This window comes from Mycobacterium sp. IDUB_39 (assembly GCF_055419205.1).
The window spans coordinates 358,561-374,960 of record NZ_JBVAXF010000004.1 but is presented as its reverse complement, the minus strand read 5'-3'; the positions used below and the strand labels follow the sequence as shown (position 1 = coordinate 374,960).

The window sequence follows — 16,400 nt, the reverse complement described above, 5'->3', positions numbered from 1 at the left end:
TGCTGTTCGGCGGTGTCATCGCCGTGGTCGTGTACAGGTCGCTGCGCACGTGGAGTGGTCAGGCGACGGTGCCGGCCGGATCGGCCGGCGCGGGTGCCGGACTGCTCGACGACCCGCGCCCGTCGGTGCTGCAGCGTCGCAAGCTCGTCGCGATTGCCCACCGGGCAGAGCCAATGGTCAAGTGGCTGGCCCTGTTTGGGACTGCCGGAATGATGACTGCGGTCGCACTGTCGGCGTTCGGCGACAAGCTGCAATCCCCCGACCGGCAGCTTCCCGAGTATCTGCAGGCCAGCATCAACTTGGGCATGTGGGTGCTGGCGGCAGGCGGTCTTGGGGTCATCGGCCTGGCGGCGGGTGGCGCACTCGTCGGCGGTACTCGACCATTGGGCCTGGCCTGGGATCTGATGTGCTTCCTGCCCCGAGCCGGGCATCCGTTGGCACCGCCGTGCTATGCCGAGCGTGTGGTGCCCGAACTCTCCGAACGGTGCAGGGAATGGCTGTCAGGGGCGGACGGGCGCACGATTGTGCTGTCCGCGCATAGCCTCGGCTCAGTGCTCGCGGTGGGCGTGCTGCTCTCGGAGCGCATGTTGCAGTCGCGGACCACGGCCCCGCAGACCCAATGGATCGACGATGCGTCGCTGTTGTCCTATGGGAGCCAATTGCGTGCCTACTTCGGTCGGATCTTCCCAGAACTGTTGGGAACCGCGGTGCTTGGCATCCCCGCCTGCCGGTCGAGCCGCCTCGCGTCACCAGATCCCTGGCAGGACGAGGTCGACGCGGCGAACGCCGTGTCACCACCGCCGCGCCCCAAAGTGGACAGGAAGTCGCTGCTCGGCCGACTGGGCGCAACAACGGATGTCCCGGCGACCCCGCCACGATGGAAGAGCCTCTGGCGGCGCACCGACTATCTGGGCTTCCCGGTCTGGCGATACCCGGTGGCCCCGAGTGCCGAACAGAACCCACTCGACGTCGTCGCCGCTGAAGTGGTGACCGTCGGCTATCTCGCCGAGATCCAAACGCACAGTGACTATCCGCGAACGCGCGCCTACGAAACTGCGTTCACCGAACTCACCGGGAAGGCCAGCGCTGTGAGCACCGATTCCGAACGAGACCGGGTGGCGGAACTTCGCCGGTGGGAGGACGCGGGCGCCACCTGGCAGGTGGTCGCACGAAACCGCCATGGCGTCACGGTGGCGATGCTGCGCTGCGACGGCGGCGAGGAGGTCGACCGGTTCACGTCGAACGACCCTCGGCTAGTCGAGTTCGTCGGCAGCTAGCCGCTCGCGCGCTCCAGGTAGGCGATTGCACCGGCGGCGTCGTCAGCGGAATGCACCAGATCAGCCAGGGGCACGGGCAGGAAACCCTCGTCCTCCATGCGCCGAAGCTGCAGCATCAAACCGTCGTAGAAGCCCGCAGTGTTCAGCAGCACGACGGGCTTGTCGTGCAGCTTGTGCTTGCGCAGCTCGAGGATCTCGGTCGCCTCGTCCAGCGTCCCCAGGCCGCCCGGCATCACGACAATCACATCCGACTTCGCGAGCAACTGCGCCTTGCGCTCGGTGAGATCCCGGGTGATCACCATCTCGTCGGCGTCCGTCCTCGCGAAACTGCGCAGGAACTCGACCGAGACACCGACCAGTCGTCCCCCGGACTCCCGGACACCGTCGGCGACCACCTTCATCAGCCCGGCATCAGACCCTCCCCACACCAGGGTGTGACCACCCCCGCCGATGAGTTCGGCGAATTCGCGCGCGGGCAGGGTGTAGCGCTCATCGAGGTCGGCGGCTGACAGGAAGACGCAGACGTTCACGTCGAGGGGCTATCGTCCACGATCGCCACAATGCCAGACGCCGCGTCCAAGGCCGCGAGGGTCCGCGCGGCGGCCGTGTCAATGTGGACACGCGGTGCAGGGGGAAGGTCGGACTCGTAGAACGTTCCCGGGCCGTAGAACCTGCCATATCGCACGACGACGCCGCGCACCGCGAGCACGGCATGCTCCAGTGAGGCGACCGCGTCGGACTCGGGACCCGGGCTCATCGTCCACGCGATGCTCTGGGCCACCACCTTCGTGTGGTGCCAGTCCTCAACGGCATCGAGGAGGTTGCGTGTGCCCTCGGTCCTAATCCGTGCATTGAGCGACGAGTGCTTCGGCAGATCCTCGAGATCGTCGGGGAGGTCGGTCAGTTCGTGCAGCAGCAGGTCGGGTTCGAACGTGCGAACGGCTTGCACCAGCCCCGGACGGTCGAAGACATCGCAGATGATCGGTTCCGCGCCTGCGGCGGCCAGTCGGCCAGCCTTGTCCGCCGACCGGCTCATGGCGCCGACCGTGTAGCCGGCGTCGACGAGCAGTGGGACAAGGCGAGTGCCGATAACACCGGTGGCACCGGCGAGGTAGATCCGCCTGCCTGACCGCGTCGCCGTGCTCATCGGTGACCGATGACCGGGATGGGCGGATAGCCGTAGGGATAGAGCCGCACGGCCTCCGGGAAGTCGCCGAGGGCGGGTGGCGCGGGCGACGGGCACGCGACCGCCTCGCCGGCCACGACGCAGACCTTGGGCAGCGGGCTCGGAGCGGCCTGCGCCGCCGGTGCGGCGCCAACCGCGATGGCGGCGGCTACCGATGCCGCCGCCGTCGCGATGCGGATTGACCTGATGTCCATGGCAATGACGCTACGCCGCAATGGCCTACGTTACTGGGCCACTTACGGAGCCATTTCATGGGCCATTCTGCCGGCTCGCTGCGGCCGCCCGGCCACCGACGAGGACACCAATGAGCAACCCGACGAAGGGAACTGCGGCCAGGGCGGTGCTCAACGCGACGCTGCCCCCGGTGACGAGCGTGAAGTTCGACAACACCAACCACAGGCTAGCGAGCAAACCAAGGCAGGCCAGCCCGGGTGCGATGCGGGTCTGCCACGGCCGGCCACCGGCCGCGGTGCGGTGACGCGCGAAGTAGACCAGCACCGCCACCGAGGTGGTGAGCATCAGCAGCACCATCCCGACGGTTGCCACACCGGCCATCGACCCGAACACCCCGACCAGCGGATCGACGCCGAACATCGCCAGCAGGCCCACGATGATGGCCGCGGTGGCCGTCTGCACCACCGACGAGAACGCAGGCGAGTGATGCGTCGGGTGCACGGTGCCCAGTCTGCGCGGGAGCAGACCCCGGCCCGACAACACGAACTGGTAGCGGGCGATCACGTTGTGGAAGGACAGCACGCAGGCGAACAGGCTGGTCAGCAGAAGCACGTTGACGACGTCACGGCCCACCCGCCCGAGGGTCGCGTCAGTCGTGTCCAACAGCATGTTCGCGTCGCCGTTCAGCGTCCGCTGCGCGGTCTCGGCCACCATGTCGGGGCCGATCGCCACCACGAACGCCCAGCACGTCAGCGCATAGAACCCACCGATGATGAGCACGGCCGCGTAGGTGGCGCGCGGAATCGTGCGCTCGGGGTCGCGCGCCTCGTCCCGGAACACCGCGGTCGCCTCGAAGCCGATGAATCCGGTCAGAGCGAACAGCACGGCTATGCCAAGCGTGCCGTCGGTGAACACCTCCGGGCGAAACGACTCCAGCGTCAGGCCGGAGGGGCCGGGATTGGCGACGATGACCAGGTCGAGCAGCACGACGATGCCGATCTCGAGGGCCAGCGCGACACCGAGCACCTTGGCGCTGAGGTCGATGTGGCGGTAACCGAGCAAGGCGACGATCGCCAGAATCACCAATGAGTAGACGGGCCAGGGCACTTCGGGGCCACCATAGAACCGCACCGTGTCACCGATCGCCCACCCGATGTAGCCGTAGATGCCGACCTGGATCGCCGTGTAGGCAATGAGCGCCACGACCGCGATACCGGTGCCCATCCGGTGTCCGAGTCCCACTGTGACGTAGGAGAAGAACGCGCCTGCCTCCGGCACGTGTGGCGTCATCGCGACGAAGCCGATGCTGAAGAGGAGCAACACGAGCGCCGCGATGAGGAAGCCGACCGGCGCACCCGCACCATTGCCCAGGCCCATGGCCAGCGGCATGTTGCCGCCGATGACGGTCAGTGGTGCGGCCGCGGCGACCACCATGAAGACGACAGCGACGCTGCCTAGGCGCCCGGTGAGGCGTTGTCCCGCTTGGGGTGTGACATTCGTGGTCATCGGTGCTCCCCGATCTTGGTGTCTGCGAGGGCCTGCCGCAGCAGGTCGTGGTCAAGGGCGTGCGCGGTCATGCCGTTGCGGCCGCGCAGCGTGGTGGCGGCCACCATCGCGTTGAGGATCGCCTCCTCGGTGGCCTCGATCGTCAGGTCGAACAGGCGCGTCATGAGCTGTGGCGCAACCATTCGCAGCGCGATCTCGGGGCGCTGCACGTTCGCGTCCTCATCCCACGCGTACGGCGGGATGCCGCGATTGCCCGTCGCGAACGCCAGCATGAGGTCACCGCTGTACTGCTCGCCGGTGCCACCCAGGTTCGCCACCGCGAGGGCGGCTCGCTGCGCCAACCGGGTGCATTGGTGTGGCAGCAGCGGGGCGTCGGTGCCGACGATCACGATGATCGAGCCCGAGCCCGGTTCGTATCCGGCGGGGGCACCGGGCAGGGGCACGCGGTCGGGTCCGATCCGCTCGCCAACGGCGACCCCGTTGACGCGGAGTCGCTCCCGGCGCCCGTGGTTGGCCTGCACCAGGACACCGACGGTGTAGCTGCCCGTCGCGACGTCGGTGACCCGGGACGCGGTGCCGATGCCGCCCTTGAACTCGTGGCAGATCATGCCGGTTCCGCCACCGACATTGCCCTCCTCGACCGGCCCACCGCTCGCGACGCGCAGGGCCTCGTGGACGTGCTCGGCGCGCACGTGGTGTCCGTTGATGTCATTGAGCAGACCGTCGTAGGTCTCCCCGACCACCGGCAGCGACCAGTAGACGCCCTCACCGCGCGCCTCGACCTGGGCGTCGACGAGTGCATCGCGCACCACCCCGACGCTGTGAGTGTTCGTCAGCCCGATCGCCGTGGTGAGTTCGCCCGACTCCCGGATCCACTCGAGGCCGGTCATCTCGCCACTGCCGTTGAGCCGGTGTGCACCGGCGAAGACAGGTTCGCTCCAGATGCCGGCGTGGGGAACCACCACGGTGACACCAGTGTGGACGTCGGGTGGGCCCTCACCATGGAGCGTGACGTGGCCGACGCGCACGTCGTCCACGTCGGTGATCGCGTTGTTCGGCCCCGTGGGGTGTCGACCGACGATGACGCCGAGATCTCGGGCGCGCATGGCATCCTCCGTGGCAGTGAGTTTTTTTCTCAGTTGGAAAATAATGCGCCTCGGTGGGCCCTCCCGCAAGCGAACGGCCAAAATCGAGTCGCTTCGCGGTCTCGGCACAACGACCGTGGATCATGGGACGCGTGGCCCGACCGAACCGGCAGATCGAACGACGCGAGGAGATCCTCGACGCGGCGATCGGCCTGATCGAGCGCCATGACCTCGCCACTCTGCGCATCGCCGACGTGGCCGCCGAGCTCGACCTCACCGCCAATGCCGTGCGCTACTACTTCAAGGACATGCCCGAACTCCTGACCGAGTTGGCGCTGCGCTCAGACGTTCGGTTCTACGACGACCGCATCGCGACTGCCGAACGCACCGCCGACGTCCGCGAGCAACTGGCCCTCACCATCGCCGCCGGGCTGCCCACCGGTCCCGAGGACGCTGAGTGGCGGGCGATCTGGCGCGCCGTCCTCTCGGCCGGCTTCGAACTCGACCATCGGCGGGACGTGCAGGGGATCTACCACCGCCAGGTGAGCCTCTACACCCAGATCCTGAACGACGGCGCTACCGCCGGGACGTTTCAGCTCGAGACCCCCGCCCGCGACGTCGCGATGACGCTGATGTCACTGGAGGACTATCTCGGCTACCGAATCGTGGCCCGCGATCCGGACATGGACCGCCCAACCGCGTTGCGGCTCATGCGCGACTACGCACAGCTCGCCACCGGCGCGCGGCTGCCGGCAACGGTCTGACCAAGGGTCTCATTCGAGGGTTTTCCCCCTTATCTGTCGCGAGCCCCGTGTGTCACGCTCGTCTTCTGGCTGCGTACACACGCACACATCGCGAGTCGGGGGGCAAGCGAGATGAGGAATGGGGCGGACGTGCGCACGCGCGTCGACATGCAGGATTCAACGGGGACCGATGCGGGGGCTGGAGCTCTCGCCGCTTATACCGAGGCCACTGTCGGCCACCTCGACGTGGTGTTCCACGATCTCGAGTTAGAGCAACTATGCGACCTGCAAGACGCGCTGCACGCGCTCGTGCGGGACGTGCTGCACGGCGCGCTCGTCGACGGCGCACCGTCGATCGCCGATGTGGCTGACATGGTCGAGATCCACTCCCCGGGGACCGCCGAGTGGGTGCGGACCCACGGCCACGGCGAGGCCTCCGACGTCGTCATGATGCTGTTGAGCGCCGTCGCGGTGGCGATCGCGTGGTGGACACACCGACACCTGCGGCCGCCGGTCGACAGCATGCGGACCCTCGTGATGGACATCGACGACGGCGACGCCTACCTGCTGCCGATCCCGGGTGGCGAACCATGCTTCTGCGACAGCGGCATGACCTTCGAGTCGTGCCACGGCCGCCGGACTCTGGGTATAGTTATCAATACTTAGGAATAAGGAGGCCGACCTGCGACTTGTTCTCATTGACCGATGATGAGCCGACAAGCGAGGGAGACCCCCGATGACCGTCGTGAAAGCCGCTGCAGTGCAAATGAGTCCGGTGCTCTACAGCCGCCCGGGACTCCTCAGTCTGTTGATCGACCACTCCGCAACCCAGAATGGGCACGAGCATGTCGAGGCCTGATCCACAGAAGATCCCCTTTCACGGCGTCCGCATTCGGATCGAGAGCACCAAGAGTTTCGAGGATGCGCTCAACGCGCTGCTCGATGCCGTCGGCCATGAGCCGGTGCCCCTCGACGACATCGCCACGAGATTCCCGGACTGGGAATCGTACGAACGCGAGGTGCGGTCTCGCGTCGGGCCGGGCGGCTTCATGCTGTTAGCCGTCTGGAACCACGGCGGGTGGTTCAAGAAGGCCGGCATCGACCGCAAACTGATGCGGATCGTGATCGGCAATCCGCTGATCGCGATAACGATGCTGCGGCACGACGTGACCGCAGGCCTCTTCGCACCCGTTGAGCTTCTCCTCTCCGAGGAGCCGGACGGTCGAAGTGCCCTCACCTACGTGGTGCCCTCCTCACTGATGGTGGTCGAACCCAACCCGCCGCTGCGTGAAGCGGCGACGGCGCTGGACGCCAAACTGGCAGCGCTGGCAGAGGCGGTGACATAGCGCTGAGCGATCACCCGGTCGGGATCAGTCCCGAAACACCACGGTGGTCGTCCCGTTGAGCAGGATCCGCCCCGTGAGGTGATATCCCACCGCGGCCGCCAGCACTCGTCGCTCGATATCTCGCCCCTTGCGGACGAGCTGCTCGGGGGTATCACGATGCGACACCGGCTCGACGTCCTGAACGATGATCGGTCCCTCGTCCAGATCTGCGGTCACGTAGTGGGCGGTGGCACCGATGAGCTTGACGCCGCGAGCGTGTGCCTGGTGATAGGGCCTGGCGCCCTTGAAACCGGGCAGGAACGAGTGGTGGATGTTGATGGCCCGTCCGGCCAGTTGGGCGCACAGGTCAGCCGAGAGGACCTGCATGTAACGGGCCAGAACCACGAGATCGACGTCGTACTCACGTATCAGAGCCGTGAGCTGCTCCTCCTGGACAGCTTTGGACTCCGCGGTGACAGGCAGGTGATGGAACGGCACATCACCGAGGAGCACCCGCTCGAAGGCACTCTTCGGGTGATTGGACACTACGGCGACGACATCCATCTTGAGATCGTCTGTGCGCCAGCGGTAGAGGAGATCCACCAGACAGTGGTCCTGCTGTGACACCAGGATCATCACCCGCATCCGATAGTCACTCGGGCGTAGCGTCCACTCGGCGTGCAGCGACTCAAGCACACCCGACAGCGCAGTGGTCTCGAAATCCGCCCCCTCGGAACTGAACTCGATTCGCGCGAAGAACCGCCCGGAGAACTCGTCGTTGAACTGTTGAGCGTCGGTGATGTTGCAGCGCGCTTCGAACAGCGACGTCGTGACCGCGCTGACAATTCCTCTACGGTCATCGCAGTGCAGCGTGAGGATGTGCGAACGACTCGTGTCGGTGGGGCTCGGGTCCATATGCCAATTGTCCGGTGTCGACCAGCTTCGGCGCCACCTGGTCCCGCCCCATGGTCTCGCGGCGATCGGCAATGCCGCGAGTCTGCTGTGCGAAATGCCAAAGCGCCAGCGGTCGGTCAGTGATTCATGAAGTATTGACTTCGAAATCCACCGTCGAAGGGCGCGCATCATGAGCTTGACGGAATACACGCCGGGCACCACGTTCGCGGGCCGGATCGGCCGCACCGTCGGCGAGTCGGAACCGGCCTGGCCGGCACCCATTCGCTCCGCCCCTGGCGCGCCGAATGTCGTCTACATCGTGCTGGATGACACCGGCTACGGGCAGTTTGGTTGCTACGGATCACCGATCGCCACGCCCAACTTGGATCGGTTGGCGGACAACGGTTTGCGGTACACGAATATGCACACCACCGCCCTGTGTTCGCCGTCCCGCTCCTGCATGTTGACGGGACGTAACCACCACTCCAACGCGATGTCCTGCATCACCGAGGGGTCGACGGGCTTCCCCGGCGCGAACGGTGCGATCCCGTTCGAGAACGGCTTTCTCTCCGAGATCCTTCGGCCCCACGGCTACGCCACCCTGTGCGTCGGGAAGTGGCATCTCACGCCCGCAGAGCAGATCAGCGCGGCCGGACCCTACGACCGTTGGCCACTGGGCCGCGGCTTCGACCGCTACTACGGTTTCCTGGGCGGCGACACGCACCAGTACTACCCGGACCTCGTCTTCGACAATCACCAGGTCGAGCCCCCCAAGACTCCAGAGGAGGGCTACCACCTCAGCGTCGACCTGGCTGACAAGGCCATCGAGTTCATCGCCGACCTCAAGCAGGTCGCCCCCGAGAAGCCCTTCTTCCTGTACTTCGCCACCGGCGCCAACCACGCACCGCACCAGGTGCCCAAGGAATGGGCCGACAAGTACAAGGGCAAGTTCGATGACGGCTGGGACGCCTATCGCGAGCGGGTTTTCGCGCGTCAGAAGGAGATGGGAATCGTCGCCCAGGACGCCGTGCTGTCGAGGCATGACCCCGACGTTGCGCAGTGGGACGATCTCTCCGCTGACGAGCGCAGGCTCTACGCCCGCATGATGGAGGTGTTCGCCGGGTTCTTCGAGTACACCGATCACCAGATTGGGCGACTTCTCGACTTCCTGGACAAGACCGGCCAGATGGACAACACGCTCATCATGGTCATCTCGGATAACGGCGCCAGCGCCGAGGGTGGGCCGCACGGCTCGGTCAACGAGAACAAGTTCTTCAACAACGTGCCCGATGACCTGCAGCAGAACCTCGAGGCGCTTGACGACCTCGGCGGACCCAAGTACTTCAACCACTATCCGTGGGGCTGGACCTTCGCAGGCAACACCCCGTTCCGGCGGTGGAAGCGGGAGACCTACCGCGGTGGCGTGTCCGACCCGTTCCTGGTGCACTGGCCCGCGCGCATCACCGCCAGGGGCGAGATCAGGGACCAGTACGCGCACGCGATCGACATGGTGCCCACGGTGCTCGAATCATTCGGGCTGGTGCCACCGGCCGAGATCCGCGGTGTGTCGCAGTCCCCCATCGAGGGCGTCAGCTTCTCGCACTCGTTCGACGACGCCGCCGCGCCCACCAAACACCACACCCAGTACTTCGAGATGTTCGCCCACCGCTCGCTCTATCACGACGGCTGGCGCGCGGTATGCCCTTTCCCGGGAACGTCATTCGCCGAGGCGGGCGTGAGTTTCGGCATGCTCGAACTGTCCGAGGACAAGCTGCGTGAACTCGACGCCGCCGGATGGGAGCTCTATAACGTCGAGGTCGACCCGGCCGAGACGGTCAATCTGGCGGAGACGGAGCGCGCGAAGCTCATCGAGATGATCGCGCTCTGGTACACCGAGGCCGGCAAGTACAACGTGCTGCCACTCGACAGCCGCGGCACCATGCGCTTCGCCGACGAACGCCCGCAGATCGCCGCCGAACGCGATACCTACGTCTACTTCCCCAACACTCAGAGCGTGCCGGAGAACGTCGCCGCCAAGGTCCTCAACCGCGCGCACTCCATCACCGTGGACGCCGATCTGAAGGCCGGAGACGAAGGCGTACTGGCCTGCCACGGAAGCAACGTCGGTGGGTACGTGCTGTTCATTCAGGACGGCAAGCTGCACTACGTGCACAACTACGTCGGCGCGCAGGAACTCCGAGTGTCCTCAGATCAACCGGTGCCGCCCGGAAGGCATGCCCTGCGTTACGAATTCGAGCCGACTGGCACACCGGACCTCAGGTCAGGCAAGGGCACACCCGGTGTCGCGAAACTGTTCGTCGACGACGAGCAGGTCGGACAGGCACAGTTCCCGGTGACCATACCGCTGGCCCTGGGTTTGGGCAGCGGCTTCGCCGTCGGCCGCAACCCGGGGTCGTCGGTCTCGGTGATGTACGCGCCTCCGTTCGCCTTCACCGGCGCGATCGACACCGCCACGGTGAGTGTTGCCGTCGACTCCCAGCACGATCCCGAAGAGGCCAAGAAGGCCGAGGCTCGCGTCGCCATGGCGCGCCAGTGACAAGGACGAACTGACTGATGGCGAAGACATCCAAGAAGAGCGCGGGACGCAAGCCGACCACGAAGCAGTCCGCGGCCAAGAAGGCGGCGAAGGCCGGTCCCATACAGAAGGTTTCCGCACAGAAGGTGGCCGAACCGAAGGCAGCAGAACCGCATCTCGCCCGTGAGCAGCTACCCATCCCAGACGCCAAGTACGTCGGGCTGACCACCTTCGACGCCAAGGATCCGAACACCAAGTACCCGCCGATCAGAGAGCTTCGTCCGCCCAAGGACGCACCGAATGTCCTGATCGTGCTGATCGACGACGTCGGATTCGGCGCGGCCTCCGCGTTCGGCGGACCCTGCAGCACTCCGGTCACCGAACGGCTCGCCGCGAACGGGTTAAAGCTCAACCGTTTTCACACGACCGCGCTCTGCTCGCCCACCCGCCAGGCTCTGCTGACCGGACGCAATCATCACTCAGTGGGGATGGGCGCGATCACCGAGATGGCGACGTCGGCGCCGGGCAACAACAGCATCCGGCCCAAGGAGAAGGCGCCAATCGCCGAGACCCTCAAGCTGAACGGCTACTCGACCGCGCAGTTCGGCAAGTGCCACGAGGTGCCGGGCTGGGAGGTGACTCCCGTCGGGCCGTTCCACCAGTGGCCCACCGGTTCGGGGTTCGAGTACTTCTACGGTTTCGTCGGCGGTGAGGCCAATCAGTACTACCCCGGCCTCTACGAGGGAACCACCGCGGTCGAACCACCACGCTCCCCCGAGGACGGCTACACCCTGACCGAGGACCTCGCCGATCACGCGATCACCTGGGTGCGCCAGCAAAAGGCGCTGATGCCCGACAAGCCGTTCTTCATGTACTTCGCACCTGGGGCCACCCACGCCCCGCATCAGGTCTCCAAGGAATGGTCGGACAAGTACAAGGGAAAGTTCGACGACGGATGGGATGCCCTGCGGGAGAAGACCTTCAAGCAACAGAAGAAGCTGGGAGTCGTGCCTAAGGACGCCGAACTCACCGCGCGCCACGACGAGATTCCCGCGTGGGAGGACATGCCCGACGAACTCAAGCCGGTGCTGGCCCGTCAGATGGAGATCTACGCAGGTTTCCTCGAGCAGACCGATCACGAGATGGGACGGCTGGTCGACGCGATCGGCGATCTCGGGGTGCTCGATGACACCCTCGTCTACGTGATCATCGGGGATAACGGCGCGTCCGCCGAGGGCACCATCAACGGCTGTTTCAACGAGATGACCACGCTCAACGGGATGCCCGGGATCGAGACCACCGAGTTCCTACTCTCGAAGATCGACGACTTCGGAACCCCTGACGCCTACAACCACTACGCGGTCGGTTGGGCACACGCACTGTGCGCGCCGTATCAGTGGACCAAGCAGGTGGCATCGCACTGGGGTGGCACCCGCAATGGAACGATTGTGCACTGGCCCAATGGGCTGAAGGACAAGGGTAAGTCCCGCAACCAGTTCCACCACGTGATCGACGTCGCCCCCACAATTCTGGAGGCTGCCGGCCTGCCCGCACCGACACTGGTGAACGGGATTGCGCAGGCCCCGCTGGAGGGCGTCAGCATGTTGGGCACGCTGCGCGACGCGAAGGCCCCGGAGACCCACGAGGTGCAGTACTTCGAGATGATGGGCAACCGTGGCGTCTACCACCAGGGTTGGACGGCCGTCACCAAACACCGCACCCCGTGGAAGGCCGACACTCCACCGCCGTTCGATGACGACGTCTGGGAGCTGTACGGTCCCGACGACTGGACGCAGTCGCGCGATCTGGCCGCCGAGAATCCCGGGAAGCTCGCTGAACTGCAGCGCCTTTGGCTCATCGAGGCCGTCAAGTACAACGTCGTCCCGCTGGATGACCGCGGCTTCGAGCGGATCAACCCCGATATCGCCGGTCGCCCGCAGTTGATCCGCGGGAACTCGCAGCTGCTGTTCCCGGGGATGCGCGTGAGCGAGTGGTGCGTGTTGACCCTCAAGAACAAGTCGCACTCCGTGACCGCGAACGTCGTGGTGCCGGAGTCCGGTGTCAACGGGGTGATCATCACGCAGGGTGGCAGCGTGGGTGGCTGGTCGTTGTACGCACACGAGGGCACATTGAGGTACTGCTTCAACTTCTTCGGTATCGAGCACTACATCATCACCGCGGACAAGCCGATTCCGGCAGGAAAGCACCAGGTGCGGATGGAGTTCGCCTACGACGGCGGCGGGCTGGCCAAGGGCGGTACCGTCACGCTCTACTACGACGGCAAACTGGTCGGGACGGGACGTGTCGAGCAGACCATACCCATGGGCTACTCGGCCGACGAGGCGTGTGACGTGGGTTCCGACACGGGTTCCCCGGCATCACCCGATTACGGCCCCACCGGCAACCGGTTCACCGGTGAGATCGAGTGGGTGCAACTCGACATTGGCGAGGACGGCCACGATCACCTGATCACCGCAGAGGACCGGTTCAACATCGCCATGGCGCGCCAGTAGCGCCGCGCACTTCTCGGCTGGGTCGGGAACGAACCGAACGGAAACGTTGTTCTGCTTCATCAGACACAGCAGAAGCGAGGCACGAGGAAGATGATCCCCAGCGACGCCGAGGCGGCCAAGGCAGTGGTCCGCCGCAACACCGAAAAAGTCCAGGGCCAAGGCGATTTCGCCCTATTCGACGAGCTGTTCGCCGATGACTTCGTCGACCACACCCCACAACCGGGCACCACCCCCGACAAGGCCGGCGTTCGCATCCTCTACCACCGCATGCGCGACGCGTTCACCGACTTCCGGCCCGAGATCCACTGGCAGACCGCCGAGGGCGACATCGTCACCACCTACAAGACCTACCACGGCACCCACACCGGCGATTTCCTCGGCATTTCCGGCACCGGTAAGACCATTCGATTCGAAACCGTCGACGCCATGCGCGTCCGAAACGGAAAGATCACCGACCACTGGGGAGTGGCCAACCTCTACTCCGTCCTCCAACAACTCGGTCAACTACCCACCTGACCTCGTGGGCTGCTCATGCGATGTTCATCGTTGTGCCAGTTCGCCAGCAGCCGCAGCGACGTCTCGTCCGCCGAACCGGCTTCGGTGGTGTAGACGATGAGAACCTGATCCGGGTCGCCAGATGGGTTCAGCGCCTGGTATTTGACCGTGAGGTCCCCCACCAGTGGATGGTGGTAGGCCTTGGTTCCCGTGGTCCGGCGCTCCACGTTGTGGTTTGACCACCAGGAGCGAAACTCGACCGACCGTATCGACAGCTCGCCGACCAGTGCCGACAGCTTCTCGTCATCGGGGTAGCGGCCCGCATCCAGACGCAGCATCGCCACGGTGTCAGCGGCCACCTCCTTCCAGTCCGCGTACAGCTCACGCGCGTGCGGATCGAAGAACACGAACCGAGCCTGATTGCGCAGTGGGGCAGGAAGCTGCCGAAACTCGGTGATCAGGGCACCCGCCAACCGGTTGTGCGCCAGCACGTCGAGTCGCCTGCCGAGCACGAACGCCGGTGACCACACCTGGTCGAAGAGATCCAGGAGTCGCAGCGTCGCCACATCCACCGACTGCGGCCGTGCCCGCCGTTTCCGTTGCGCGGCTTGTGGCTTCGCCAGCAGGTGCAGATGCTGGCGTTCGGCGTCGTTGAGTTGCAGGGCAGCGGCCAACGCGTCGAGCACATCGGTAGATGCACTGCGGCTGCGCCCCTGCTCCAGTCGGGTGTAGTAGTCGACACTGACGCCGGCCAGCCTGGCCAGTTCCTCGCGCCTCAGCCCGGGGACGCGTCTACGCGCGACGGACCCGTCCAGCCCGACGTCGTGCGGGGTCAGCTGGGCGCGTCGCGCGCTGAGGAATTCGGCCAGCTCCGTCGGCTTCCGGTCACTCATGTCTGCCAGTCTGCCGTGTTGCGGCCGCCAGGCCGGGGCCTAGGGTGGCCCATCTTGTCCCTGGATACTTCGGGCCAGGTTGACCCCTCAAATGCGCTGTTGAGAGCTGTTGTCTGGGATGCACACAACCACGCACTCTCGAAGGGAACGACCACATGTCCAATGACCAGAGGCACACAGTCATCACCACGACCCCGCTGACGGGACGCGTCGCTATCGTCACCGGTGCCTCCAGCGGTATCGGCGAGGCCACCGCTGCCCGGCTGGCGACCCTGGGTGCGAAAGTCGCCATCGCCGCCCGACGCTCGGACAACCTCGACGCGCTCGCGGCGCGCATCACCGCCGCTGGGGGCACCGCGTTTGCGCTGCCGCTCGACGTCACCGACCGGGCTGCGGTCACGGCGGCCGCCCAGCAGGTCGCCGATCGGCTCGGGCCGGTTGATCTGGTGTTCAACAACGCCGGTGTGCAGCTGATCTCAGCGATAGAGGACCTCAGGTTCGACGACTGGCAGCGGCAAATCGACCTCAACATCACCGGGGTCATGAATGTCATCGGCGCGTTCGTCCCTCAGCTCATCAACTCGGCCGCCGAGGGTAAGCCGGCGGACCTCATCACCACATCGTCGATCGCGGCGACTCGCGTGTTGGAGAAGTTCTCGGTGTACTCGGGGACCAAGGCCTATATCAGTCAGCTGACCCGGCTGCTGCGCGTCGAACTCGGCCGCAAGATGGTCCGCGTCTCCACCATCGAACCGGGGATGGTGGATACCGAACTCCCACAACATGTCACCGATCCCGACGCCTCCAAGTTGATGGCCGACCTCATCAACGACATCGACGTGCTCACCGCCGCCGACGTGGCCGAGACCGTCGCGTTCATCGCCTCGGTGCCCCGACACGTCAACCTCACCGAGATCACCATCCTGCCCACCCAGCAAGCCGTCTAGGAGTAGGAACACCACCATGAGCAAGCACCCGAAGACAGTCCTGATCACCGGCGCCAGCAGTGGTATCGGCGAGGCCACCGCACTGCGGCTCGCCGGAGACGGTCACCGACTCTTCCTCGGCGCCCGCCGCACCGAACGTCTCGAAGCCCTGGTCGAGCGGATCGAGGCGGCAGGCGGCACCGCGTCGTTTCGCCGTCTCGATGTCACTGACGCCGCCGACGTGCACCGCTTCGTCGCCGACGCCGTGGCTGCCTACGGCGGGGTGGACGTCATGATCAACAACGCCGGCGTGATGCCGCTTTCAGCTCTGGCCGAGGACAAGGTCGACGAGTGGAACCAGATGATCGACGTGAACATCCGTGGCGTGCTGCACGGCATCAGCGCCGCCCTTCCCGTGATGCGGGCCAACGGTGGCGGGCACGTCGTCAACGTCGCATCCATCGGCGCCCATGAGGTGGAGCCGACCGCCGCCGTGTACTGCGCCACGAAATTCGCGGTCTGGGCCATCTCGGAGGGGCTGCGCAAGGAGCAGTCCGGCGACATCAGGGTCACCGTCATATCCCCGGGCGTCACCGAATCCGAACTCGCCGAGTCGATCTCAGATGAACACGCCCGCGACGCCATGCGGGAGTACCGGGCGCTCGCCATTCCGCCTTCGGCGATCGCCGATGCCATCGCGTTCGCGATCGGTCAGCCGCCCGAGGTGGATGTCAACGAGATAATCGTGCGACCGGCGGCCAGCACGCACTGATCAGGAACAACACGTCTACCAGCGGAGCATCGGCCCGGCGAGTCCGATCTCGTCGGGAATCGTGCCCACCAAACG

Annotated in this window: 17 protein-coding genes; 10 read left to right on the top strand and 7 right to left on the bottom strand. The window is 65.7% G+C overall.

Annotated elements, in window-relative coordinates; all coding sequences use genetic code 11:
* Positions 1-1,088 precede the first annotated feature (1,088 nt).
* Entirely contained in the window at positions 1,089-1,277 is a 189-nt protein-coding gene (locus ACZY0X_RS17190; protein WP_463772477.1) for a hypothetical protein, read from the top strand.
* Here ACZY0X_RS17190 and ACZY0X_RS17185 read toward each other — a convergent pair.
* The 5 genes from ACZY0X_RS17185 to ACZY0X_RS17165 are packed head-to-tail and all read right to left on the bottom strand — an operon-like array spanning position 1,274 to position 5,249.
* Positions 1,274-1,807, bottom strand: a complete 534-nt coding sequence (locus ACZY0X_RS17185) for an LOG family protein (protein ID WP_463772074.1) — start codon at positions 1,805-1,807, stop codon at positions 1,274-1,276. The two genes, ACZY0X_RS17190 and ACZY0X_RS17185, sit on opposite strands and share 4 nt — an antisense overlap.
* On the bottom strand, positions 1,804-2,424 hold the full coding sequence (locus ACZY0X_RS17180; protein ID WP_463772073.1) for an NAD-dependent epimerase/dehydratase family protein: 621 nt from the start codon (positions 2,422-2,424) through the stop codon (positions 1,804-1,806). The genes ACZY0X_RS17185 and ACZY0X_RS17180 overlap by 4 nt, the downstream gene beginning before the upstream one ends.
* Positions 2,421-2,657, bottom strand: a complete 237-nt coding sequence (locus ACZY0X_RS17175) for a hypothetical protein (protein ID WP_463772072.1) — start codon at positions 2,655-2,657, stop codon at positions 2,421-2,423. Before ACZY0X_RS17175 ends, ACZY0X_RS17180 begins: the two co-directional genes overlap by 4 nt.
* Positions 2,658-2,712: 55 nt before the next feature.
* Positions 2,713-4,143 carry an APC family permease gene (locus ACZY0X_RS17170; RefSeq protein WP_463772071.1) on the bottom strand — a complete coding sequence of 477 codons (1,431 nt, stop codon included), beginning with the start codon at positions 4,141-4,143 and terminating at the stop codon, positions 2,713-2,715.
* Positions 4,140-5,249 (bottom strand): DmpA family aminopeptidase, encoded by a 1,110-nt coding sequence (locus ACZY0X_RS17165; protein WP_463772069.1) that lies wholly within the window; start codon positions 5,247-5,249, stop codon positions 4,140-4,142. Before ACZY0X_RS17165 ends, ACZY0X_RS17170 begins: the two co-directional genes overlap by 4 nt.
* A 122-nt stretch (positions 5,250-5,371) precedes the next feature.
* On the opposite strand from ACZY0X_RS17165, the gene ACZY0X_RS17160 reads away from it, so the two are divergent.
* From ACZY0X_RS17160 to ACZY0X_RS17145, 4 genes are all read left to right on the top strand, one after another.
* Positions 5,372-5,992 carry a TetR/AcrR family transcriptional regulator gene (locus tag ACZY0X_RS17160; protein WP_463772068.1) on the top strand — a complete coding sequence of 207 codons (621 nt, stop codon included), beginning with the start codon at positions 5,372-5,374 and terminating at the stop codon, positions 5,990-5,992.
* 129 nt (positions 5,993-6,121) lie between these two features.
* Positions 6,122-6,637: an SEC-C metal-binding domain-containing protein gene (locus ACZY0X_RS17155; RefSeq protein WP_463772067.1), complete on the top strand. Its 516-nt coding sequence runs from the start codon at positions 6,122-6,124 to the stop codon at positions 6,635-6,637.
* Positions 6,638-6,707: 70 nt separating this feature from the next.
* Positions 6,708-6,830 (top strand): hypothetical protein, encoded by a 123-nt coding sequence (locus tag ACZY0X_RS17150; RefSeq protein ID WP_463772066.1) that lies wholly within the window; start codon positions 6,708-6,710, stop codon positions 6,828-6,830.
* Positions 6,817-7,317, top strand: a complete 501-nt coding sequence (locus tag ACZY0X_RS17145; RefSeq protein ID WP_463772064.1) for a DUF302 domain-containing protein — start codon at positions 6,817-6,819, stop codon at positions 7,315-7,317. Before ACZY0X_RS17150 ends, ACZY0X_RS17145 begins: the two co-directional genes overlap by 14 nt.
* Positions 7,318-7,341: 24 nt before the next feature.
* On the opposite strand, the gene purU is transcribed toward ACZY0X_RS17145, so the two are convergent.
* On the bottom strand, positions 7,342-8,211 hold the full coding sequence (gene purU / locus ACZY0X_RS17140; protein WP_463772063.1) for a formyltetrahydrofolate deformylase: 870 nt from the start codon (positions 8,209-8,211) through the stop codon (positions 7,342-7,344).
* Positions 8,212-8,380: 169 nt separating this feature from the next.
* On the opposite strand from purU, the gene ACZY0X_RS17135 reads away from it, so the two are divergent.
* From ACZY0X_RS17135 to ACZY0X_RS17125, 3 genes are all read left to right on the top strand, one after another.
* Complete coding sequence (locus tag ACZY0X_RS17135) at positions 8,381-10,747, top strand: arylsulfatase (RefSeq protein WP_463772062.1); 2,367 nt, start codon at positions 8,381-8,383, stop codon at positions 10,745-10,747.
* Positions 10,748-10,764: 17 nt separating this feature from the next.
* On the top strand, positions 10,765-13,239 hold the full coding sequence (locus ACZY0X_RS17130) for a sulfatase-like hydrolase/transferase (RefSeq protein ID WP_463772060.1): 2,475 nt from the start codon (positions 10,765-10,767) through the stop codon (positions 13,237-13,239).
* A 90-nt stretch (positions 13,240-13,329) separates the two neighbouring features.
* Complete coding sequence (locus ACZY0X_RS17125) at positions 13,330-13,755, top strand: ester cyclase (RefSeq protein WP_463772059.1); 426 nt, start codon at positions 13,330-13,332, stop codon at positions 13,753-13,755.
* Here ACZY0X_RS17125 and ACZY0X_RS17120 read toward each other — a convergent pair.
* Complete coding sequence (locus ACZY0X_RS17120; protein WP_463772058.1) at positions 13,740-14,627, bottom strand: helix-turn-helix domain-containing protein; 888 nt, start codon at positions 14,625-14,627, stop codon at positions 13,740-13,742. The two genes, ACZY0X_RS17125 and ACZY0X_RS17120, sit on opposite strands and share 16 nt — an antisense overlap.
* 155 nt (positions 14,628-14,782) lie before the next feature.
* Here ACZY0X_RS17120 and ACZY0X_RS17115 point away from each other — a divergent pair, with 155 nt between their 5' ends.
* Both ACZY0X_RS17115 and ACZY0X_RS17110 read left to right on the top strand, forming a co-directional pair.
* A complete protein-coding gene (locus ACZY0X_RS17115; RefSeq protein ID WP_463772056.1) occupies positions 14,783-15,574 on the top strand; it encodes an SDR family oxidoreductase in 792 nt (263 codons plus the stop codon).
* A gap of 16 nt (positions 15,575-15,590) precedes the next feature.
* Entirely contained in the window at positions 15,591-16,325 is a 735-nt protein-coding gene (locus ACZY0X_RS17110) for an SDR family oxidoreductase (protein WP_463772054.1), read from the top strand.
* Positions 16,326-16,400 lie beyond the last annotated feature (75 nt).